This is a genomic window from Pacificimonas sp. ICDLI1SI03, from assembly GCF_054740865.1.
The window spans coordinates 852499-874935 of record NZ_JBSQAU010000001.1; the positions used below are offsets into that span (position 1 = coordinate 852499).

At 60.5% G+C, this 22437-nt stretch carries 23 protein-coding genes and 1 tRNA gene; 8 read left to right on the forward strand and 16 right to left on the reverse strand.

What is annotated here, in order from left to right; translation table 11 throughout:
* Positions 1–21: 21 nt before the first annotated feature.
* The gene (locus ACSMXM_RS04045) at positions 22–1362 is read right to left on the reverse strand and encodes a lipopolysaccharide biosynthesis protein (RefSeq protein ID WP_460314166.1); all 1341 of its coding nucleotides are present in this window, start codon (positions 1360–1362) and stop codon (positions 22–24) included.
* Between the two features lie 107 nt (positions 1363–1469).
* Between ACSMXM_RS04045 and ACSMXM_RS04050 the strand changes: the two genes are divergently transcribed.
* Entirely contained in the window at positions 1470–2540 is a 1071-nt protein-coding gene (locus tag ACSMXM_RS04050) for a CDP-alcohol phosphatidyltransferase family protein (RefSeq protein ID WP_460314168.1), read from the forward strand.
* Positions 2537–2968, forward strand: a complete 432-nt coding sequence (locus ACSMXM_RS04055) for an HIT family protein (protein ID WP_460314170.1) — start codon at positions 2537–2539, stop codon at positions 2966–2968. The genes ACSMXM_RS04050 and ACSMXM_RS04055 overlap by 4 nt, the downstream gene beginning before the upstream one ends.
* Positions 2969–2995: 27 nt before the next feature.
* Here ACSMXM_RS04055 and ACSMXM_RS04060 read toward each other — a convergent pair whose 3' ends face one another.
* The 7 genes from ACSMXM_RS04060 to ACSMXM_RS04090 all read right to left on the reverse strand — a co-directional run bounded on the left by ACSMXM_RS04060 (position 2996) and on the right by ACSMXM_RS04090 (position 9608).
* Positions 2996–3745 carry a phosphocholine cytidylyltransferase family protein gene (locus ACSMXM_RS04060; RefSeq protein WP_460314172.1) on the reverse strand — a complete coding sequence of 250 codons (750 nt, stop codon included), beginning with the start codon at positions 3743–3745 and terminating at the stop codon, positions 2996–2998.
* Positions 3738–4535 carry an NTP transferase domain-containing protein gene (locus ACSMXM_RS04065; protein ID WP_460314174.1) on the reverse strand — a complete coding sequence of 266 codons (798 nt, stop codon included), beginning with the start codon at positions 4533–4535 and terminating at the stop codon, positions 3738–3740. The genes ACSMXM_RS04060 and ACSMXM_RS04065 overlap by 8 nt, the downstream gene beginning before the upstream one ends.
* Before the next feature lie 31 nt (positions 4536–4566).
* Positions 4567–5304: a sensor histidine kinase gene (locus ACSMXM_RS04070; RefSeq protein WP_460314175.1), complete on the reverse strand. Its 738-nt coding sequence runs from the start codon at positions 5302–5304 to the stop codon at positions 4567–4569.
* A 53-nt stretch (positions 5305–5357) separates the two neighbouring features.
* Complete coding sequence (locus ACSMXM_RS04075) at positions 5358–6401, reverse strand: hypothetical protein (RefSeq protein ID WP_460314176.1); 1044 nt, start codon at positions 6399–6401, stop codon at positions 5358–5360.
* A gap of 147 nt (positions 6402–6548) precedes the next feature.
* The gene (locus ACSMXM_RS04080) at positions 6549–8021 is read right to left on the reverse strand and encodes a capsule assembly Wzi family protein (protein WP_460314178.1); all 1473 of its coding nucleotides are present in this window, start codon (positions 8019–8021) and stop codon (positions 6549–6551) included.
* Positions 8022–8106: 85 nt separating this feature from the next.
* Complete coding sequence (locus tag ACSMXM_RS04085; protein ID WP_460314180.1) at positions 8107–9261, reverse strand: hypothetical protein; 1155 nt, start codon at positions 9259–9261, stop codon at positions 8107–8109.
* A gap of 62 nt (positions 9262–9323) precedes the next feature.
* The gene (locus ACSMXM_RS04090; protein ID WP_460314182.1) at positions 9324–9608 is read right to left on the reverse strand and encodes an Hpt domain-containing protein; all 285 of its coding nucleotides are present in this window, start codon (positions 9606–9608) and stop codon (positions 9324–9326) included.
* Between the two features lie 159 nt (positions 9609–9767).
* Between ACSMXM_RS04090 and ACSMXM_RS04095 the strand changes: the two genes are divergently transcribed.
* Positions 9768–12059: a coiled-coil domain-containing protein gene (locus tag ACSMXM_RS04095; protein ID WP_460314184.1), complete on the forward strand. Its 2292-nt coding sequence runs from the start codon at positions 9768–9770 to the stop codon at positions 12057–12059.
* Between the two features lie 51 nt (positions 12060–12110).
* Here the strand turns inward: ACSMXM_RS04095 and ACSMXM_RS04100 are convergent, their stop codons facing one another.
* The 3 genes from ACSMXM_RS04100 to cpdR form a co-directional block, all read right to left on the reverse strand.
* Positions 12111–12800, reverse strand: coding sequence for a 6-phosphogluconolactonase (locus ACSMXM_RS04100; protein ID WP_460314186.1), 690 nt, complete (start codon positions 12798–12800; stop codon positions 12111–12113).
* A gap of 42 nt (positions 12801–12842) precedes the next feature.
* Positions 12843–12917, reverse strand: a tRNA-Val gene (locus tag ACSMXM_RS04105).
* A 49-nt stretch (positions 12918–12966) separates the two neighbouring features.
* Positions 12967–13356, reverse strand: coding sequence for a cell cycle two-component system response regulator CpdR (gene cpdR, locus ACSMXM_RS04110; RefSeq protein ID WP_460314188.1), 390 nt, complete (start codon positions 13354–13356; stop codon positions 12967–12969).
* Between the two features lie 96 nt (positions 13357–13452).
* Between cpdR and ACSMXM_RS04115 the strand changes: the two genes are divergently transcribed.
* Positions 13453–14331, forward strand: a complete 879-nt coding sequence (locus ACSMXM_RS04115; RefSeq protein ID WP_460314190.1) for an N-formylglutamate amidohydrolase — start codon at positions 13453–13455, stop codon at positions 14329–14331.
* Positions 14332–14526: 195 nt separating this feature from the next.
* Here the strand turns inward: ACSMXM_RS04115 and ACSMXM_RS04120 are convergent, their stop codons facing one another.
* Positions 14527–15081 carry a cytochrome b gene (locus ACSMXM_RS04120; protein WP_460314192.1) on the reverse strand — a complete coding sequence of 185 codons (555 nt, stop codon included), beginning with the start codon at positions 15079–15081 and terminating at the stop codon, positions 14527–14529.
* Between the two features lie 79 nt (positions 15082–15160).
* Positions 15161–15970: a SapC family protein gene (locus ACSMXM_RS04125; protein ID WP_460314194.1), complete on the reverse strand. Its 810-nt coding sequence runs from the start codon at positions 15968–15970 to the stop codon at positions 15161–15163.
* A 126-nt stretch (positions 15971–16096) separates the two neighbouring features.
* On the opposite strand from ACSMXM_RS04125, the gene ACSMXM_RS04130 reads away from it, so the two are divergent.
* The 3 genes from ACSMXM_RS04130 (at position 16097) to ACSMXM_RS04140 (ending at position 18843) form a co-directional block, all read left to right on the forward strand.
* Positions 16097–17491: a leucyl aminopeptidase family protein gene (locus ACSMXM_RS04130; protein ID WP_460314196.1), complete on the forward strand. Its 1395-nt coding sequence runs from the start codon at positions 16097–16099 to the stop codon at positions 17489–17491.
* 91 nt (positions 17492–17582) lie between these two features.
* Positions 17583–17987, forward strand: coding sequence for a MarR family transcriptional regulator (locus tag ACSMXM_RS04135; RefSeq protein WP_460314198.1), 405 nt, complete (start codon positions 17583–17585; stop codon positions 17985–17987).
* Positions 17935–18843: a C40 family peptidase gene (locus ACSMXM_RS04140; RefSeq protein ID WP_460314200.1), complete on the forward strand. Its 909-nt coding sequence runs from the start codon at positions 17935–17937 to the stop codon at positions 18841–18843. The genes ACSMXM_RS04135 and ACSMXM_RS04140 overlap by 53 nt, the downstream gene beginning before the upstream one ends.
* Positions 18844–18868: 25 nt before the next feature.
* Here the strand turns inward: ACSMXM_RS04140 and mltG are convergent, their stop codons facing one another.
* From mltG to ACSMXM_RS04155, 3 genes are all read right to left on the reverse strand, one after another.
* Complete coding sequence (gene mltG / locus ACSMXM_RS04145; protein WP_460314202.1) at positions 18869–19837, reverse strand: endolytic transglycosylase MltG; 969 nt, start codon at positions 19835–19837, stop codon at positions 18869–18871.
* A 93-nt stretch (positions 19838–19930) separates the two neighbouring features.
* On the reverse strand, positions 19931–21187 hold the full coding sequence (fabF, locus tag ACSMXM_RS04150) for a beta-ketoacyl-ACP synthase II (RefSeq protein WP_460314204.1): 1257 nt from the start codon (positions 21185–21187) through the stop codon (positions 19931–19933).
* A gap of 93 nt (positions 21188–21280) precedes the next feature.
* A complete protein-coding gene (locus tag ACSMXM_RS04155) occupies positions 21281–21520 on the reverse strand; it encodes an acyl carrier protein (RefSeq protein WP_460314206.1) in 240 nt (79 codons plus the stop codon).
* A 143-nt stretch (positions 21521–21663) separates the two neighbouring features.
* On the opposite strand from ACSMXM_RS04155, the gene budC reads away from it, so the two are divergent.
* Positions 21664–22434: a meso-2,3-butanediol dehydrogenase gene (gene budC / locus ACSMXM_RS04160; protein WP_460314210.1), complete on the forward strand. Its 771-nt coding sequence runs from the start codon at positions 21664–21666 to the stop codon at positions 22432–22434.
* The last annotated feature ends 3 nt before the right edge of the window (positions 22435–22437 follow it).

Below are 22437 nucleotides of genomic sequence, written 5' to 3' on the forward strand. Positions count from 1 at the left end.
TAGCGCCTCGCTAAGCGAACGTCACGCGCCGTTTTCCTTATTTCCGGTGTCAATGTGTCGCTTCAGCGACCAGGCGAGGGCTACCCCGGCGATCAGCGCGCCGCCGAGAATGGCAAATGCGATGCCGATCGCGTCCCAATATGCACCGAGTATGGCCATTGCCGCGACGGCGAGCGCGGTGGTCACGACGCGTACCTTCACCGCCGCCATCTCTCCTCCGCTGGCATAGAGTGCAGGTTCCAGCGGCACAGTCGCGAGACTGATCGCCGAGGCAAGCGCGATGAGAACGAGCAATGGATAGGCCGATGCGAACTCCGGCCCGGCGATGCCTGTAAGAGCGAATCTGCCGAACAGCACCACGACCAACAGAACGACCGTCCCTGCAATGGCGCCGATCGCGAGAGACGAATTTAGCAGGCGCCGGAACGCCTGCTCGCCATTCTCGATTGCGAATGTTTTGGCGCGCATGAGTTCGGGCAGCAATGTCTGCACGGCAAGCGCGCCAACCTTCGTCAGGGCGTTCCCCAGTTGCAACGCGATCTGGAACCCGCCCGCGGCCGCCGGCCCGACAAATAATCCTGTCAACAGCACGGGAACCTGCTTGCCCGCCAATCCCACCATTTGTGCAATGTTGGTTATCACCGCAAAACGCCCAAGACCGGGTGTGTCCTGAAGCACCTGACGAGGGTGCGCTGGTACTTCCGACCAGCGAAGCGACCGGCTGGCACGAAGGGCCAGCGCCCATGAAAGCGCGCACGCGGCAAATTCGGCCAGCGACCATACAAGGATGAAGCTGCCGATCGATGGCGTGGCCAGCCACACGATGACCGCACCGACCAGCCGCGCGGCCGTCACCGCAGCCTCAACATTGGCAGCGACGGCAAAGCGATCATAGAGGCGAAGGATACCGTTGGGCGTCGATTTTACGAACAGGAGCGAAGCTGCAGCGAAGATAAGCGCGTAACGGACCAGCTGATCCGACCAGCCGAACACCGGCGCGAGACTGAGTACGAGAATCACGGCCAGCACAGCACCGACCAGGGCCCCGGCGATATCGAGCAGGATGCAGAATTTAAGCAAGGCAACGAGATCCCCCTCCCTGCCCGCCCGGAGCCGGTCCATTCCAAAGCGCACGACGACCTGCCAGGTCTGAAAGGAGACGAATGCGGTGACCGCCTGCGCCGTGCCGATGATCAGCGCGAACTGACCGTAATCCACCGGCCCCAGCGTGCGGGTAAGTATGGCAAGATAGATCAGGCTGAAAACGGCCGCGGCGGTGCGACCGCCGAGTAGCCAGGCGAAATTAGCCGCCAACCCTCGCAGACTGCCGGAACGTTGGCCGTGATAAATACCGTCGCTCATGAGCCAGCGCCTAGCCCGACACCGTGCGCCGCGCCAGCGGTTGGCGATGCGCTTCATCGGGTGTAGCAGGCCCTTCTAGAACAGTTTTTCTCCGCAGGTGATTATCAATGCCCGATCGTGTCCGCTTCACGGGCGAAAACAAGACAAGATTGTGGGGCCTGACCGCAGAGGAGCGTGCACGCCGCCTGGCAACGAAACATGAAGAGAAGAACGGTGCTCTATCCGGCGACAGTTACATCGAGGTCGATCGCCGCTTTGCCTTTGACCCGCAATGGTATGCCTATGTCGCTGAACGTCCCGGACTTGTCCTCACCCTCGGTGGCGAAACCGTCCTCGCTCATCGCGGCGCGCCGGAGCGCGTCGTCGCCCACGAAAGCGGCCGCACCATCTACAATCATGAACTGAGAAAACGGGAGCGCCCATTTCTCGACCGCTTGACGCCAGAGACAGTCCCGACTCTGGAGCGTGCAAGCTACTATTCCGCGTATAAGGGCGTCACAGATGCCTTGACCAAATATCTATGGCCCGAATGGGCGCTGTTCCTGACGCGCATTGCCGCTCGTCTTGGAATGACGCCGAACATGGTGACGTCGATCGGGGCCATTCTGTGTGTGGCGACGTTCTTTTTGTGGATGCACGGCTGGTATTGGACCGGCATGGCGAGTGCGTTCATCTTCATGGTGCTCGATACAGTCGACGGGAAACTTGCGCGTTGCACCATCACGTCCAGCTGGTGGGGAAATATTTTCGATCATGGTATTGACCTGGTCCACCCGCCCTTCTGGTGGTGGGCCTGGGGTGCGGGCCTTGGCGCTGTCGGCCTCTCGATGGATCCGACGCTGTTCTGGGGGCTGATCGCTCCGCTTGTCGCGGGTTATGTCTTGCAGCGCCTGATTGAAGGCTATTTCATCCGAGTGGCCGACATGCATATCCATGTTTGGGAGCGCGCGGACACCCGATTTCGCCTTGTGACCGCACGCCGGAACCCCAACATGGTCATCCTGTTGCTCAGCCTGCTTTTCGCCCGGCCCGACTTGGGGCTATGGGCTGTCACGATCTGGACCGGCCTGTCACTCGTCTTTCATTTCGTTCGGCTATGCCAGGCTGCGATGCGCCGCCGCAGCGGCGAAGAGCTGACAAGTTGGCTGGTTGGAACCGACATGAAAGAACCTGAATGAACGATACGATCGAGAAATTCGGATATCCAGCCACTCTGATCCACGAATATGATCATTGGGTGGTGCTGTTGCGCCCCGCCCAGCCGACCCTGGGCAGTCTGGTTCTCGCGGCAAAAAGCGACGCGCTTGCCTTATCGAAGTTACCAGCCGAAGCCTTCGAAGAGCTTGCTGATGTGACAGCGCATATCGAAGCTGTCCTGTCGGAGGCAGTGAAGTTCGAGAAACTCAACTATCTCATGCTGATGATGGTCGACCCTCATGTTCATTATCACGTCATTCCGCGTTATGAGGGAGATCGCAGCCGGGCCGGACGAGCCTATGCGGACGCAGGTTGGCCCAAGGTGCCGCAGTTAGGTGAGGCTGTGAACCTGTCCGAAGCCGATATTGCCGAGCTCACCGGCTGGCTGAAGAGCCTGTGGCCGCGATAACAACCCTTCCGTGGCGATAGCTGTGGGTCAGCTGATCCAGCTTTTCGTAAGGCTCCGGCCCGATTCCACATCTCTGGGAAAATCCACTTCACCCCATTCATGTCCCACGATTGGGGTCACGAAAACGGGGCTTTTGGGATCGAGCGCGAGGTAATGAATGACACGCAGATACCAGTTTCTAAGCCCCTCGTCCGTGGCCATCATTTCCTCGACCTTGTCACGGAATCGTTTCGCGCCGTCGTCCTGAAAACGCAGCAGCCCGATGGATTCGGCATGGCTTCGTTCCACCGGCAGGCGCTTGCCAATGTCGAGAAGACGTTCGCCATCTAGTTCAACGCGCATGTCGTCACTGTCATATCCCTGCTTCTTTATGTCCACTGTCACGCGGATGGGGGCAGAGGGAGCGGCCAGAACGAGGGCGATCAATTCGCGCGAAACCAGCGTATCGCCGTTCAGCAGCAAGAATCCGCGGTCCATATATTCGCGCGCCAGCCAGACAGAACCCAGATTGTCTGCAACATTGTAAAATGGATTGAAGATGGTCTGGATACGCACGTTTGCCGGATCGGTTCGTGCCGTCAGCTCGGCATCGATCATGTCCGCCCGAAAGCCCGTGACCACGAAGATTTCTTTCATCCCATTAGCGATGAGCATGTCGAGCTGCCATGACAGCAAGGTCCGACCGTTGAAATCGATCAGGCACTTCGGCCGATCTTCTGTCAGCGGCAGCAATCGCGACCCCTGCCCTGCGCTCAGTATGATAGCTCTTTCAATCACGTACGCTCGGTTCCTCGCGTTGCTTCAGAATAGATGTAACCTGCAGCAGGTCGGATTCGGTATCCACGTCGATAGCGGCCTCCGCTTCGTCAAGAATAACGGCCTCCACCGTGCATCCCAATCGCCTGCCGGCAAAGCGGAGCGCCTGCTGCAGCGAAAGCAGCCGCATTACGACCCCTAGCAGAAGGAGCGGACCAAAAGCAGCGACAATTGCGCGACTGGCCTTTCTGTCCTGTTCCACGGATTGCCATAGGTCTACAGCGGCTGCGGCGCTGGGATGTGCAAGAAAGAAGAGGTTGGCACCGGAATAGGCGCCACCCCGAAATTTCAACCAGGTTCTCTTCGATTCAGGAAACCGCGCCATCAGCGTCTTGCGCTCGACAACGGCAAAGCAGACGTCGGCTTTGCTGGCTCTCGCCGCGGCCAAAAATGTTTCCAGCAGTGCCGGCGTCAGAAGCGCGTGATCCGCCGTCGTCACGAGATACGGCCAGCAGCCGTCCAGCTCTGCGCGCACGGCGGCACTGACCGAGTTGCCACTGACTTTCGCCTCGACGCCCAAGGTCCCCAAGCCTGCCTTTTCGACCATCTCGTCTGCGCGTTGGGAGATTATGCGTGTGGCCCCAATCGAGGGCGTTTGCAGCAAGGCATCGACGACACGGCGCAGCATGGAACGTCCGCCAATCTCAATGAGTGGCTTTGGAACATTCCCCCGCCCCAAACCGCGTTCGGCATGCGCCGGACGGGCGCCGGCAAGAAGCAGGGCCGTCACCAGTTTGTCATTCTTCTTCACAGGATCGGCCTATCCGTCCCGATGAAGAGTGTCAGCCCTCTAAGGGCAATTCGAGAATGAACACGGCACCATTGCAGGGCCCATCTGCGTCAGGGTCCTCCACATAAAGCCGCCCCCCAAGCTCGGTCGCATGTGCTCGCGCGATCGCCAGCCCTAGTCCCTTCCCTTCAATCTCGCTCTGCAGTCGTTCGAATCGGGAAAAAATTCTTTCACGATCCGCAGGCGGGATCCCAGGTCCGGAATCGCTGACCCGGATGTAAACCGGATCGCCGGCCTGCAGCGCCACCTCGACCGTTCCGCCATGCTCGCTGAATTTGATGGCGTTGGACAGAAGATTGATGAGGATCTGCCTAAGCCTTTTTCGCCCTGTACGTGCGACGATTGCCGGGCCCTCACCGCCCTGCAGCAGCAAGGTCGCACCAGCGGCATCGGCGGCGGGCAGGAACATGGCCCAGACTTCCCTGACGATGCGCCGAACATCTCCCCGCGCGGCATGAATTTCCGTTTCTTCTTGTTGGTCAAGATCGACGAGCACGCGGCCAAGATGTTCGCACGCGTGTATTATGTCGGCGGCAAAAGCATCGTAGGTGCCGTGATCGCGAATCAGGCGGGCTTGGCCCAGCATTGCGGACAAGGGTGAGGACAGGCGCTCTCCCAATGTCTGACGCGCCGCCTGCCGCGTCTTGCGCGGGGGGCGAACCAACATGGTATCATGCCCGAACACGTGCAGCAGGTCATCGGCCGATACCGGCGTGACATCAACAAGCATGAAATGGGTCCATCGTTGCGTAGCCGTAACCGACTGGCGCACGAAAGGGAATATCATTCCGAAGCTGAAACGTCCATCGCCGCCCGCATGGCTGGGTCTATGCGCCAATAGCTAAGCAGATCTTCGCTGCCCCGGTTCGACAACAGATCCTCGATCGCAATCGCGGCCTCGGCGACATCTTCCTGCACAGCCTCCCTCGCCGTTGCTGCAAATAGCTGCCTCGCAATAGCGGCGATCTGCGTTTGCGGCAGCTTCATCGCGGTCAGCAGCGCCAGCGTCGCGTCGATCTGGACGCGGAATAACAGGCTCCACGCAGTTCCCAAAGAGATGCTTGCCTTTGCCGCCACAGCCGCCGTTAGCATCAGAGGGTCGCCGGCAGCGATCAGACGACGCAGCAAAAGCGCGTCAATCTCACCGCGTTCTTGGAGGCGAGCGGCGAGACGCATGGCGCGGTGCTGGGCCGAATCGGAAACATCCCGGCGGGCGTTCAGCCGTTTCGCTGTCAGGCTCCAAAGAGGCAGACGAGCAGGCTCGTCGCTGCGGGCAAGCGCGGCGGCGGCAGTCCAACACAGGATGTTTGCCAACGGGGGCGGCAATTCCTCTGCATGCAATTGCGGCGCGCCTTCGCGATTGAGCCGTGAACGCATGATGTCCTGATAGGCGATTGCGGGTGTCGACAATGTATCGTCTTCCGACGCGATAAGTCCGTCGAGGAGAGACCCGTCCGCTGCATCGACCTGTTCAGTACCATAGGCGCCCGCCCTGAGCCGCCGACCGAGCCTGTGCTCCTCAGCCCGGTGAATTACTGCGGAGGCCACCTCCGGCTTGCGCAGGGTACGATCCGCTTCGAGCGCGGCGATGACCGGTTCGAGATCGAGATCGGGCCGAACCGCCGACGCCGCGAGATCATCCACCAAACCGCGCAAAACGCTGGAAAAGGCGAAAAGGGCCAAGGAACGCTGCTCGTCACTGAGCAATGGCAGCACGGGATCGAATAACGCATCTACATGCTGACGGGAGGGCCGCGCAGCGCGTGAGGGCGCTGCAGCCAGATGCGCCAGCCGCGCATCGATCCCCCAGCCTGCCGTTTTCTTCACTCGACTCGCCTGCCCTTAATCTGGCCGTGGATCCATAATCCCCACCGGTCCGACGACCTTAGCTGCGCAGTGCTTCCAAAATCTTAAATTTGCCTCAACTTCAAGGCGTTTTTGTTTCTGGTGGAAAACGACTTCGTTCAAAAGAAGCTAGAACCGCGTTCGCCAGCCGATCTCTGCCGATATGCGAGCGGACGACCGGTCGGGCGTGTTCGGGCGGTCGTCCTGCAGACGAAGCTCTCCGCTGAGATCACCGAAGGAGGTTGGGATAACGGCGCCCGTCGTCAGCATGTTTACCCGCTCCCGATTGCGCGACAGCGCCATGTTTCCGATCCGATCCGGGCTATTGAGTTCGGCCCGCCGATATGCCGCATAATAGCGCCTGTTGCTGGTATCGGTGATTGAGCCCTGGAGGGTGATCAATTCGCTGTCACCGCCAATACTGGCACCCAATATATCGTTACGGTAGGTGAACCCCTCTCGATAAATGCTATTATTGTAAGCACTTCCCGGGAAGGTTATCGGATTCAAAAATGAGTTGGCGTCGAAGAAACCCTTTAACAGGGTGTTGGTATATTCGACATTTGCGGTCCAGCTGGCTCCTTGTTCGCCGAGCGCGCCGGCTGCCGTTGCGCCGTACATGCGCACGAAGCGATCCAGCAGGAATATGCCTGCCTCATCCTCTGCTTCCCATTCCATGTAGGTGCTGGCCGCAACATTGCCCGCCATGAACCTGTAGGTCAGGTCGAAGCCCCCCAACTGGTTGCCGGGCTCGTCTAACGTGCCCGTGTTTTCCGCGTCGCCAAAGGGGAACAGGGCATCGAAGACCGTGCCGGCACCGCAGGGGCGATTACGCCCGCAAAGCTGCAGCGCGCGATTCAGCCCAATTTCGAAACCATCGGCGGGTTCGAAGGATGCGCGAAAACCTACGACCGCGGGATTGTCATAGCCGGTCGATTCGCGCTTTTCGGTCAGTATTCCGGCGAAGGCGTCGAACTTAAAGGGGCCAAGCCAGCGCAAAACCGGCAAGTCGATAGGCGTCGGTTGCAGCCGCTTTATGCCGATTTGCGGTATGGGCCGCGCATTGTTTGAGAACAGCAGGGCACTATCCTGCCCCGGCCCCCACCAATGCTGCACATAGCCGGCATAAAGTGCCCAGTTTCCGGCGGCATAAGCGGCATAGCTGTTTTCGGCATGGAAGTCCCTGCCATCCTGACCGTCCCGATAGCCGCCACCCAATGATAGCGTCAGCCGACCACTGTCGAATTCATAGCGAAAGCCGGCATCTACCGTCTCGCGCGCTGTGTCCTCAAAGTCGCGCAGCAGATCGGGATCTGTTGTCGCCTGAACCCGGGCCTCTACCCTGGTGGATTGCAGGTCACGAGCGGATAGCCTCTCAAGCCGGCGCACGGCGGCAAGTATATGCGGTGCCGGCGCACCTTGCCTTGCAAGCGCCAGTCCTGGTGCCACCTGCATCCACGGCAGCGGCCAGCTACCGAGGGGGCCTTGGATAAATCCCGCAGCGGTCAAAAGCTCTACATCCTCGCGCACCTGGCGATCGCCTGCCGGCAGCCAGGGACCGGCATGCAGCGGCGGCGCACCGGCAAAAAGCAACAAAGTCATCGCAATCTTGACGCTAATTCGCACTTATCAACCCCGCTGGATCGCGCCTCGCCTCAGGGAGCGCAGTGATGATCGATTAGCCCGGTTACGGTGCGCTGCAACCCTTCATCCGCGCCCCCTGCCGCCAGAAAATGCTGCCGAGCGTGATCGCGCAGCTCCCGGCAAGAGCGAAGACGACGTCCCCCGATAACAGCCAGATCAAGGCGGCCAACGCTGTGCGGACGAGGACACCCGCACCTTTTGGCCATCCTCCGCCCGCCTGGCCTGAGGCGAGGACGCGCTCCCGTCGGTCAAGAACGATCAGCATGCACAATCCTCCGGCGAGCGCGATAACATTGGGGAATGGCCACGCCAACGCAGCCAGCCAGCCGAATTCGAGATGGCCGGCCCTGATTCGGGCCAGTCGGCTGCTCACTAGGCCGTGGTGCGTTATCCGGCCGAGGGGCAGCGCGAGCGGCGATGTGAGCGCGGACAGGAGCGCCAGCACAAATCCTGCCCTGGGCATGGCAAACAGGAAAGCGGGTATCGCGAAAATCCCACAAGCGATGACAGCCATCGCAAACCAGCCCGGCTCCACACGCAAAGCCGTCAGACCTCTTAGAATAGGCCGGAGCGCGCGCGCAGTGTGGCGACCGGGAAGCTGCTGGATGAGCCAGCGTTCCGCCGCAGCGTTGTTCGCGACCTCGTGTCTTTCGGTTGCCGGGTCGAGAGGAATGAAATGCGGTGCGCTGCGCGCCTGCATCGCCCGCGGCATGGCAAGCTCGATGTCCCAATCGGCAACCTCTTTCAACGCATCGCTAACGTTCTCATGCGCGTAGACGGCGAGGCCTGCGCTCAGCATCCCGTCGCCAATCAACTGGTCGCTGGGCCCGGCATCCGGCGACCGTTCATAACTGGCGATGAAAACACCTTCGGCTTGCCTAGGCGGCAGTCGTGCCTGGATAGCATCCGAGAAAAGTACGCCGTCACGAACAAGAATCGCGGCATCGACATCATCCAGATGCGCGGCGATGTCGCGCGAATCCCGCAGCACGGTGACAGACGCTTCCCCCCTCAGGCATTCGAGCGCTGCGGCAAGTCCTGGCGGCATCCGGTCGACGAAGATGATGAATTTTTCCGCGCCCAGATCACGACACAGCGCTGCTTGCCGCTCAAGAAGAGTGGTGCCGAGAATCTCCCGCTCCGCGAGACAGCCACCGTGAGCGTCCGTGGCGCGTGCGGAAAGGATGGCGAGGCGCAAAAAACAGATCTCCAGGAAGGTTCGGCTCCTCAAGCACAGGGCGGGCCTGTGCCGGAACCCCCTTACTCCGGAAATTCGGCGGCGAAGGCCTCGTCGATCAACTTCATGCAGTCTGCGCGGGGTATCGCGCCGCTTTCCGCATCGGCGGCAATGGCGGCAAGGTGATCCGCTCCGATTGCGAGTGCGCCGCCCTTCAACCGATGGGCGCAATCCCGCCACTCCCGCTCCGCGGCCGTCGCCTTCATATCTTCAATCGAGCGCAAGATGGCGAGCCGGAACTCCCGGATCAGCGCCTGCATTTGGACAGGGTCACCCCCGGTAATATCGTAAAGAGCGCTGGAAACCATAACTGCCCTCCTAATCACCTGAACATTAAGCGAGGATGCACGCAGACCCAATAGGCGACTGTCCAGCGCGGGGGTGTGCTGCTACAACGCGGATACCTGTTAACCGAGACGGAGCCCCGGGCCATCGCCACGCAGCCCTTAGACAATCAAGAGGCCTCGATGGCCCCGGTCACTCAGCCGCCCATGGACGCTGCCCCACCCATGGATGCCGCCACCGCCTGGTACCATGACGATGAGGACCCGGCACCCGCGCGGACGCCGCGGATCATCTGGATCGCGGCGATTCTCTCGATCATCTGGCTTGCCGCTGCGGCTGCGCTGATCTGGCTAATCCAGCAAGACCTTGACCCTGCCGATGTTCCGTTGACCGAGTGGGCAGCGATATCCGCGGGCACCTTTGCACCGCTGACGATGTTATGGATGATGGCCTATTTCATGTCGCGGTTCGATCCGCGGCGCGCCCCCCAAACGTTGGCGCGCATAGAGGCCGCAGAGGCACGTTTCGAAGAAAGCGCCACAATGGTGCGACGCCAGGTCGAAGGCGTCGACGGGCTGATTGCTGCCGTCGCTGCACGGATGGATGATCTGGGGTCTGGGCTTGATCAGATAGGTGCGGACCTGGAGCGTGTGACGAACCGCGCGGCGGAAACGACGGAGGCCGCGTCGTCCACCATGGCGGCGGATCGCGAACAGATCGAGATCCTGATCGCGCAACTGGCTGAAAGGGCGGATCAGACGCATGCACGAATTGCCTCGCTCGGCGAAATTCTGCCTGAACTGACTGAACGGACGACCAGCATTGGCGACGCGCTTTCCGGGCATGCCGAGGCCGCGACGCTGCGCATCGACGAACTGACGGCTCGTTTTCAGCAGATAGACCAGCAGGATAATGAATTGTCGTCCACGGCGCTGCGCCGCGCGCGGGAGGCGGATACCCTGCTAGCGCATATCGATGCCACGGCGCGGGATGTGGAAGCGCAAATGCAGGAGCGAGGAAACGAGCTTCACGAGCGTATAGACAGGGCGCTTGAACGTACCGCCTCTGCGTTGGAAGAGATGCGAAGCGGCGTCGGCGCGCAGACGGACGTTCTGAATGCCGCAATCGAGCGGGCCAATGTTTCGCTGGACGAGACCGGGCGCAGTGCGGTCGAAAGCATAGAAGAACGCCTTAATATTCTTGTCGAAAGATCGCAGGCGCTCGCCACGGGATTTGTCGAACAGGACGAACGCAGTGCCGCCCTTTTCGAGCGCGCCAGTGGCGGTTTTGCTGGTCTCGACAATCGCCTGAAAAATACGCGCCTGGCGCTCGAGGGACTGATCGAGACGCTGGAGGGGCGGCTGATATGGCTGCAAGGCGAGGCAGAGGCAGCGGGCGCGCCGTTGGCACGACATGGGGCGCTTGCCGACAATCTGTCCGAATCAATCAGCACGACACGGAGCGAGATTGAAGAGGTTATCGGGCTGATGAATGCTCGTTTGCCGGAAGTCACCAGTGGCAGCGCTGCAGAGGTAGAGCGGATGCGTACGGGCGTTGCCGAACTGCAGGCCGATTTCGACCGGCTGTCCGACGCCGCCGCGGCCCTTTCTTCGCCAGTGGCAACCACTCGCGCGGAAATCGGCGAATCGGTCGCCGCGATTGAGACTGCGCGGCTATCCTTGGTGCAAACCACGGACGAGTTGAACGACAATCTACGGCAGGCGCACCTATCGCTGACCGAAACGCAGCAATTGGCGGAAGGCACGGCGCTGGGATCTGCAAGCCAACTGATCGATGCGCTTGGCCGCGTGCGGGAGGTTGCCGCCCAAGCCTCCGAATCGGTCCGGGAGACGCTGGCACGCGTCGTCGACGAGGCGGTCGAAGCCCTGAAGCGGGCGAGTGACGATGCCGTCCGCGACAGTGCGTCCGGTCCGTTGAGGGAGCAGATCGGGGAGATTGAGGCGGTCAGCGCGCGTTCCGCAGACGCGGCGAATGCTGCCGCCGAGCGTTTATCGCGCGCGCTCGTGTCTGTTGCGGAGACGGCCGCGGCGGTGGAGGCCCGGGTCAAGGACGCGGATGAGCATCTGGACCGGGCGCAGAAGAACGACCTGTCGCAGCAGGCGAATCTCCTGATCGAAGCGCTGAATTCGAATGCCATCGACATTACCAAGGCGCTGTCCACCGAGGTCACCGAGGCCGCCTGGAAGCAGTATCAGTCCGGTGACCGTAGCGTCTTCACGCGCCGCGCCGCTCGTTTGGTAGAAGTTGCAGATTCGAAGTCGATCGCGCGCCACTTCGAGGAGGAAGCGGAATTCCGCGATGCCGTGCGCCGCTATATCCACGATTTCGAGGCAATGATGCGGCGGGTCATGACGGACCGCGACGGCGATGCCTTTTCAGTTGCTCTGCTATCGTCGGATGTTGGGAAGCTGTACGTTGCCCTGGCGCAAAGCACGGAGCGTTTGCGTAGTTAAACGCGCTAGGGCGGATTTATCCGCCCGCCAGCCCGGCGATCTTCAGTCCGGTTATTCCGCGGCGACGACATGTGCGTCAACGGGTACCGCGACGTCCGCCAGAATGCGCGCGAGAATACCGTCATCACCCTCGACCGCATTTTCCGCCTCGGCCTTTTGCAACGGGCTTGAGAGCGCGAGCAGCAAGGTCCGTGCGTTCGTGATCGTACGCTTCGACAGGCTGATCGCCTCCGCACCCCTCTCGTCGAGCATGCCGAGGCAACGGCGGTCGTCTGCTGCAGTCAGGGCCTCGTCAATGTCGGGTCCCTGCTTCAGCCCGATCACGCCACCGTCATCGTCCATCGTAAGAACGACGAGATCGAATGGCCAGTTCAGCGCCTGCAGGCGCGCATCGGCGTCGGCGGCGGCCCGCTTATAATCGTCATTGGCCGCCGACAGGGGCAGGACGCGCGCGCCCTTGGGCATGAAAATTCGGGCTAGAGTCGCAACCTTCGACGTAGGATCGTCAATGGCAACGATACCGTCATGCGTCGGAACGATCATGACGTGGCGCCAGTCGCGCTTGCCCTCTGCCAGACGCGCATAAGCATCCAGCAGAAAATCTTCGGCGGGAAGAGCGATGATCGCCTCTCGCCTGGCATCAAGAGCCTGGTCGATGATGAAGCCGATATCGCCTGCCACGGAAGAGGAGAACTCCTCCGCATCTTCGGCTTCCCAAAGTTCGAATTCGTCGACGTCCATTGGGACAAGCCTCCCGGCGTGAAACAAGAGCGGAGGGGAAGATGGTGGGCGCAGGAAGGTTCGAACTTCCGACCCCTGCGATGTCAACACAGTGCTCTACCACTGAGCTATGCGCCCACTCAGGAGGCGCGATGTAGCGGTGCGCTTCGCAGACTGCAACCGCCAATTACGCGGCAAGCATTCTTTCGATCTCTCCGGTCAATTCGCGCAGGTGAAATGGCTTCGACAGAACCCGCGCGCCCTCTGGGGCGCCGCCGTCTTTCGACAGCGCAACCGCCGCGAAACCGGTGATGAACATGACACGCATGCCGGGGGCAAGCGCCGCCGCGCGCTGCGCGAGTTCAATGCCGTCCATTTCAGGCATCACAATGTCCGTCAAAAGGAGGTCGAAGCCCCCGGCGGTAATATGCGGCAGTGCCGTGGTACCTCGATCAACGGCCACGACATCATATCCGGCGCGCTGGATCGCGCGCTCCAGAAAGGCGCGCATGGAATCGTCGTCCTCGGCGAGCAGAATGCGTCCGCGTCCCGCGCGGCCTTCCGGCTGATCCGTCATGCTTTCACCTGATTATCTGATGTTGCCACGCGCATAATGCGCCTACCTTAAAACTCTATCAAGACGTTCTGGACAGGCGGCGACTTTCCGCCCCTTGTGGAACGCGCTACTGTTGGCGCCATGCTGCCCTTCCACCTTCGCGACATAGCCGGCGAGCGTGTGCCGCCGATTGTGCTGGCATCTCCGCACAGTGGCACACATTATCCTGACAGCTTTCTGGCGGACGTCGCGCCGGGGCGGCTTGCGCTGATGCGGGCGGAGGATCGCTTCGTCGACATGTTGGTATCGCGAACGGCGGAAGAGTTGGATCTGCCGCTTTTGACGGCCGTTTTCGGGCGGACCTATATCGACTTGAATCGTGATCCGACAGAATTGGACCCCCTGATCCTGACCGGCGCCCCCCGCTTCAAGCTGAGCGAGCGGGTAAGAGCGGGCCTGGGCGTTCTGCCCCGCGTCGCAACTCCGGGCGTGGCCATCTATCGGGGACCACTGCGACTGGAGGAGGCATATCGGCGGATTGTGGAGGTTCATGAGCCCTATCATCGTCAATTGGCAACGCTGTTGGCGCGTGCCCGCGGAGCCAATGGATATGCGGTGCTGATCGATTGCCATTCAATGCCTCCCCTGCCCCCACGGCAGGGGCAAGCCGGCGCCGCAATGGTGATCGGCGACAGAAACGGGATGAGCAGCGATCCGCGCATTGGGGATTGGTTACAGGCTTTGCTGGAACGCGATTTCCGCACTGCACGCAATGCGCCCTATGCGGGCGGCTATTCGACCGAATATCACGGGAATCCAGCGCTGGGAACGCATGCGGTTCAGCTGGAAATCGACAGGTCGCTATATCTTGATCCCGCTTCGCTGTCGCCGAACGGAAATTTTACCATAATAGAAACCACCATACGCGCGGCGCTTACCCGGCTTCTGTCGCGTTTGAAAACTGACTTCAGCTCTTTACGGCAGGCGGCGGAATAAAAGGCCGCCGGGTGGCGGAGGGGGGTATCCGGCCCGGCGGCAGTGATAAAGTCGCCCGCACAAAGGGGGAAATGCGAGCGATCTGACCAAGAGATGTGATGTTGATCGATCAATTCAAGGAGCGTGACAATCCGCCACGTTATGATTTCTCGCCCTTTCCATTCGTACGCCGCCGTTCTCGGCAGGCTTTGCCATTCAGCGCCGGCGAGCCGCAGGAAGCATGCGAGCGAGGACATCGTCCCTGTCCAGGAACTGATGCTTCAACGCGCCCAGAACATGCAGAACGAACAGAATAATGAGCGCCCAGGCGCCCAATTCGTGGAACTGGTGTGCCGCATCAGCCAGTCCGCCAGCAGGCAGGGCCGGCACCGGGAAAATTCCGTACCAATCCAGTCCTCGGTCCGCCGAAATGCCGAACATCCAACCTGACAGCGGCATGAGCAGCAGGAGGGCGTAAAATGCGACATGGGTGCCTCGTGCCAGCACGATTTCCCATCCAGCCATGTGCTGCGGCAGTGGAATGAACCCGCGGCGCAAGCGGATGAACAACCTTATCAAGGTCAAGGCCAGGATCGTCAGTCCGGTGGACTTGTGGATCATGTAAACCGTCGCCATGGCAGGGTCTTCGCGGCTCAGCCCCTCGGCATATTGAATGCCCAAAAACTGGCCTATCACCGCGAGGGCAATCAGCCAGTGCAGGGTTATCGCCGCACGAGAATAAGAACTGCGTCTGTCGATCGCCATAGCCATAGCGGCGTCCTCCCTCCCTAAGACAGTGCCGTATCGTCGCCTCCCCGCGACGATACGGCAAATATTTGGCCGGAAAACCTCAGCCGTTGGTAACGGTTCCGTCGTCCGTGGGAACGCTCAGCGGCGTTTCCGGCACTGGAGTGCCCTTTGCGAACAGCTCACGAATGATCTGAACGGACAGGAGATGCGCGTAAACCAGCGGCAGGGCACCGTTCTGTATCAGCTTGCGTGCCTGATCGCCGCGCAATTCCTTCAGCTTCTCCTCGTTGACCATCTGGAAACCGCGATAGATGGACGGCTTGCTGTCACCCGGAGGCTGAATGGACACCTCTCCATCCATCAGAAGCTCCTGAGTTGAGAGCTCCTGAACGAACGCGCGTGTACGCTGGATGGATTTTTCATATTCTTCGCAGAAGTTTAGAACGTTCTTCGTCACCTGCGACGGCTCGGTTCCGTCGAAAAACGCCTGCTCCTTCCCTTCGCCGATTTCATCGCAAGTATCGTCGAAGCACAGCGAAAGATCCTCCGATTCCTGACGCAGGCGGGCCAGCATGAAGGGATAGCGGCGAATATAGGCCGGCACGTAAACGCCCTCCTGCCAATTGCCGTCCTCCTTGACGAAGAAATTCTGGCCTTCCTGCAGACCAAGAAGGACGAGAGGAGCAGGCGTTGCGCCTGTCGAAAAAATAATGGGAAAATGGCGGCCCGCCGATGCGAATTCGTCCACCGTGATTGGAACGGCGTGAACACCCTTCACAAACTGCAGATTCTCACGGCGGTCGATACCATAATTGCCGTGCAGCTGCGATGATAGCGGCGTCAAGGACTTGTAAAACAAGGGCAGTTGCTGGGCGGCTGCGGCCGCGCCATTTGAAGGAGTGGTTGCCATGAATTTCCCTTTGGGATTTTAGTCGAGGATAAGCGAAATCTGTGCCGCGGGACTTAGACGCTCGCCGTCTTTCTCGCAAGGCGACACTCATTGCGTTTCCGCAGCGGCAGGCATAGCAATCCGCTGATGCAGGACATGAAAACCTATTTAGCCGTCGATCGCGATCAGGGCGCCCGCGCCCTGACCCCCGTCACGACCTCCGACTTTGAGCCATGGAAGGAGGAACTGAGCCCGCGGGCGCGCGCGGCGGTGGAGGCGGCACAATTTACGGGCGAGGCCTTTACCCAGGCCATTCTACCCGGCAGCGATGCCGACGCCTGGAGCGTGGCCGTTGGCTTGGGCGCCGCCGGAGAGGCAGACATGTGGGCGCTCGCCGCCTCGGCAAAGGCGCTGCCGCAGGGAACGTACCGCCTGGACGGAGAGGCGCCGCAGGGTGCGGCGCTTGGCTGGGCGCTGGGGCAATACCGCTTCGACCGCTATTTGCGTGGCGACGCGCCTCAGCCGCGGGTCCTCCTGGTCGCCGATCAAGACATCCTTACCGAAACCGCCATGCTTGCAGAGGCGCAGGCCCTCGTCCGCGACCTCGTCAATACGCCTGCGGAGGATATGGGGCCTGCCGATCTTGAGGTGGCTATTCGGCACGAAGCCGAAACTTTCGGAGCGGCGATTAAGACGATCACGGGCCCCGCGCTTCTGTCGGAGAATTATCCTGCCATCCATGCCGTAGGCCGCGCCGCTGCGCCGGGGCGGGAACCACGCCTGGTACGGCTGGACTGGGGCGATGCAGACGCGCCGCAGCTGACACTGGTCGGCAAGGGAGTATGCTTCGATTCCGGCGGACTGGATGTGAAATCTGCCGCAGGGATGCGGCACATGAAAAAGGATATGGGAGGCGCGGCGCATGCCATTGCCCTCGCCCGGCTCGTCATGCAGTCGGCCCTGCCCGTCCGGCTGACCCTGCTGGTTGCGGCGGTGGAAAATTCAGTCTCTGCAAATGCGCTGCGCCCCGGTGACGTCATGGCGACTCGCAAGGGGCTGTCGGTCGAAATTCATAATACGGACGCAGAGGGCAGATTGGTATTATGCGACTGTCTTGCGCTTGCCGAAGAGGAGGAGCCTGACCTCCTCATCGACTTCGCCACTCTGACGGGCGCGGCGCGGGTCGCCCTGGGGCCGGACCTGCCCGCCATGATGACGCGCGACGACGATATTGCCGACGCCCTGCAATTGGCAGGCTCCAAGGTCGACGATCCGATATGGCGGTTGCCGCTTTGGTCCCCATATTTGAAGATGTTGAAGTCGGAAATCGCCGACCTGTCCAATGCGGCGAGTGGCGGCTTTGCCGGCGCCATCACTGCGGGACTGTATCTTTCCCGGTTTGTCGAAGCGGACACGAAATGGGTTCACTTCGACACCTTCGCCTGGATGCCCGCAGCCCGGCCCGGACGGCCGCTCGGAGGTGAGGCTCTTGGCCTTCGTGCAAGTTTTGCGATGATCCGGTTGCGCTACACGCCAAACTGATGCATCCATTTAACTATGTTTGCAAAGAGTGCGTTAAACTTCCCTAATCAATTGTGACCTTTCGACTTAGCGAGAGGGACCGGGGCGAGATATGACAGACTATCGCACAAATCGTGCCGCCTCCGTTACAAGTGGGCTGGCCAGTTGGATGCAGACGCTGATTGGTTACGTGCGTTCGGCAAAGCCCGACCTGACGAATAGACAGATGGCAATATTGTTGCTGGTCTATCTGGAGCGCGGTCCTCATACGGTTCGCGGACTGGCTGCGCGCCTGTCCGTATCGAAACCGGTGATCACGCGGGCGCTTAACACGCTGGGTGCCTATGGCTATATCCGTCGTCAGAAAGACGAAAGCGATCTTCGCAACATCTTCGTGGAGCGCACGGCATCCGGCGAAGATTTCCTTGAAAGTTTTGAGGACCTGATCGCCCGTGAGGATGAAAATGACCGCGACAGCGACAGCCGATACAGCCGGGACCAGCCCGCTACCCATTGATGCGCTGGATCCGCGTATTGCCGCCTACCGGCCGGAGGTGGCCGACGCGGCATTGACGGGTCATGTCGATGCACAGCGGTATGAAATGCCCGTCCCCCATCGCTTGGTGGATGGCGTTAGTGAGATGGTGCGCGAGGCGCCCCTGCAAAGTGCAACCGCTGTCAGCGAATTGCTGCCGGGCGAACGGTTCGACATCATCGATGAGGCCGAAGGGTGGGCGTGGGGCTATTGCCATCACGATCATTATGTCGGCTACATCGCTTCCGAGCATCTGAGGGCCGATGCGCCGGAGCGCACGCATCGTATCATTGCGCCGACCGCGCTCTGCTTTTCGCGTCCCGACATCAAGTCCGATGTTTCCCATACACTCCCGATGAAGGCAGAGATTGCTGCAGAGCCATTCGACGAGGCGTTCCTGCGCCTGAAGAACGGCACCTTCGTTCACCATCGTCATGCCAGCGGCTTCGCGGATTATCGCGACGATCCCGTATTGGTGGCAGAGGCGTTCCTGGGCTCTCCGTATCGCTGGGGTGGGCGCACGAGGCGAGGTATCGACTGCTCCGGCCTGGTCCAGATCGCTTTTGCCGCCTGTGGGATCGCGTTGCCCCGGGACAGCGACCAGCAAATGGCGGCCGTTGAAATGCAGGTTGAGAAACTATGGCTAAGGCGCGGCGATCTTGTCTTCTTCCCCGGCCACGTGGGGATCATGGTTGATGCCATACGCATGATACACGCCAACGCATTCTGGATGACGACCATCATCGAACCGCTGGATGACGTGATCGATCGCCTTCGGCCGAACTATGATGTCCCCTTTACGGGTGCGCGACGCATTGACGGGCTTAATTTGGGCTAGAGCGAAGCCCCCGCTGCGTTTCCTATCAAATTCCCTGTTCACGGCGGAACGCGCGCCATTTGCGAACATTTTCATTATGTTCCGCCAGAGTCTTCGCAAAAACATGGCCGCCGGTACCGTCGGCTACGAAATAGAGGGCATCGGTATCAGCAGGGTTCAGCACCGCTTGCAGCGACGCGCGGCCTGGATTGGTTATCGGCCCTGCGGGGAGCCCATCCATAGAGTAGGTATTATAGCCGTCGACCCGCTCTATTTCCGATCTCAGTATTCGGCGACCCAGCGGTTTCCCACGTGTCTGCAGATAGATGATGGTCGGATCAGCCTGCAGCCGCATACCTTGGCGCAGCCTGTTTGAATAAACGCCCGCCACCATGGTGCGTTCTTCGGGCGTTCCCGTTTCCTTTTCCACGATTGAGGCAAGGATGATCGCCTCTTCCGGTGTCGTCACCACCGTATCGGAGCTGCGATTCTGCCACGCCGCCGCCAGTTCATCGGTCATTGCCTGCTGCATGCGTTGCAGCACGGCTGCACGCGTTTCATTTCGTTCATACTGGTAAGTGTCCGGCAAAACCGAGCCTTCCTCGGGTACGGGCACGGAACCGGTCAGAAAATCGGCAGCCATCAAGCGCTCGTGCACCAATATGGACGGTAGTCCCTCAGGGACGGTGATGCGCCTTTGCACCGGTTCCGCCGTCTGCATGATATTCAGCGCCTGAGAGGGACTGACGCCCGCAGGAAAGCGAAACTCCCCAGCCCTGATTGGCATGTCGCTGCCCAGGAATCTGGCTAGCAAGGTAAATCGCTGCGCATCCGCCAGCACACCCTGCTCTTCCAGCAACTGTGCCGCTGCTGTCTGGCTGCTGCCACGCGGAATAACCACGTTGCGCCCTTCCGCGAGCGGCCCCTCATCCGTCCATGACGAGACGACAGTGAAGGACCAGATCGCGCCACCGGCGACGATGGCGAACAGCAGGATCAGCAAAAAACGGCGCATCGCGGCACCTTACGCATATCAGCAGGGTTTCACCACGCTGTCTCCCGCATATTCGTCAGTCGCTCATTCCAGGACGAAGCGGGGGCCAGCGGTTCAAACCTTCTGCATGACCAGGCTGGCATTCGTGCCGCCAAAGCCAAAGCTGTTGTTCAGGATCGCCTCGATCTTGCGCTCCTTCGGTTGCAGAGGCACGAGATCCACACCTTTGCAGCCTTCGGAGGGATTATGCAGGTTGATCGTCGGCGGTGCGACCTGATCTCGCATTGCGAGCAGGCAAAATATCGATTCGACGGCGCCTGCCCCGCCCAGCAAATGCCCGATCGCGCTTTTAGTCGAGGACATGCTGACCGTGTCGAGCGCACTGCCGAACAGACGACGGACGGCGCCCAGCTCGATCTCGTCGCCAAGTGGCGTCGAGGTTCCATGCGCATTGATGTAATCGATGGCGCTGGGGTCCAGGCCCGCGCGTGCCAGGGCATTGCGCATGGCACGAAAGCCGCCATTCCCCTCCGGGTGCGGCGCGGTCGTATGATAGGCGTCGCCCGTCAGGCCATAGCCGGTCACTTCGCCGTAAATAGTGGCACCGCGTTTCTTGGCGCGTTCCATTTCTTCGAGGATGACGATGCCAGCCCCCTCACCCATGACGAAGCCATCGCGGCCCTCATCATAGGGGCGACTTGCCGATTCCGGATCGTCATTGCGCGTCGACAGAGCCTTAGCCTGGGCGAATCCCGCGATCCCCAGAGGGCAGATGGCGCTTTCCGCGCCGCCCGCCACCATGACATCGGCATCATCGAGCATGATCAGGCGCGCGGCGTCGCCAATGGCATGAGCACCGGTCGAACATGCCGTTACGACGGCGTGGTTCGGTCCCCTGAAGCCATATTTGATGCTGACCTGGCCCGAGACGAGGTTGATCAGGCGGCCGTGAACGAAGTGCGGGCTGACACGGCGTGGGCCGCGCTCGTGAAGGACGATTGATTCCTTCTCAATGCCGGGTAGCCCGCCAATGCCAGAGCCGATCAGGCACCCAATCCGCTCCGATTCCTCTTCAGAGACGTTGGTGAGGCCCGCTTCTTCGATCGCCTGGCCGGCTGCGTCGATGCCGAACTGAATAAACAGATCCACCTGCCGCTGGATCTTGTGATCCACGCGCTTGTTCAGATCCAGCTGACCTTCGCCCTCGCCCATGGGTACTTCGCAGGCGATGGTGCAGGCGTGGCCGGTGGTGTCGAAACGGGTAATCTGCCCCGCGCCCGATTTGGATGCGAGAATATTCTTCCAGCTGGTCTCTACATCGCCGCCGAGCGGCGTATTGAGGCCAAGTCCGGTAATAACGACGCGGCGCATAGGGTACTCCTGAAACGAAAGCGGCGGCCCCTCCGCCTCGAGGAGGACCGCCGCACTCTTATCCGGTGAATTCGGGTCAGCGGCGGCGGTAGCTCAACCGTTCTGATGCTCATTGATGTAATTGATGGCGTCCTTGACCGTCAGGATCTTCTCAGCCGCATCGTCGGGAATCTCCACGCCGAATTCTTCTTCAAAGGCCATGACGAGCTCGACAGTGTCGAGGCTGTCGGCGCCTAGATCGTCGATGAAGCTGGCGTCCTCGGTAACCTTCTCGGGTTCCACACCCAGATGCTCGACGACGATCTTCTTCACGCGTTCGGCGACATCACTCATTCTGTTGATCCCCTTGGGTCTGTTGTTACGGCGAATGACCTAGTGCGTGGCCGGAACGCTGGCAAGGGCAAGAGCAGGGATTACCGGACCCGAAAGGCAAACAAGGCGTTAGAATAAAGATCCATTCCACAGGAGGAACCAGAATGCGCTTTCGCGGAAAGACCGTCATCGTCACCGGCTCGTCGAGCGGCATTGGCGAGGAAATCGCTCGTCGCTTCGCAGAAGAGGGGGCGAATGTTACGCTAAACAGTCGGAGCCGGGAGCGGCTGGAGCGGGTCGCCGCAAATCTGGAGGATGACCGAACCCTGATCGTCGAAGGCGATGCCGGAGAGCGCGAAAGCTGCGATCGCATCGTAACGGAAACAGTCAATCGCTTTGGCGCATTGGACATTTTGATCAACAACGCCGGAGCCGCTGTCGCCGGGCCGCTGGAAGACGCCAGTGATGAGGATATCGACAAGGTGATCTCACTTAACGTGAGGGGCGTCCTTTATCTTTGCCGCGCCGCAATACCGCACTTGAAGAAAAGTGGCGGCTCGATCGTCAATATCTCCAGCGTTTCAGGCAGCGGCGGCGACTGGACCATGCCGATCTATAATGCGTCGAAGGGAGCGGTCACCAATTTGACCCGTTCGCTGGCGCTTGGACTTGGAAAAGATGGCGTACGCGTGAATGCCGTCCTTCCCAGTCTGACGCGCACCGAACTGAGCGCGGATCTGATGAAACAGGAGGAACTCGTCGACAAGTTCAAGGCACGTATCGCACTAGGCCGTGTTGCGGAACCGGACGATATCGCGGGCCCCGTGCTGTTCCTGGCATCGGATGAAGCCAAATTCGTCACCGGAGTAAACCTGCCGGTCGACGGCGGTGTCAGCGCCTCGAATGGGCAGCCCAATCTGCAAAGAGCGGAGTAGCGA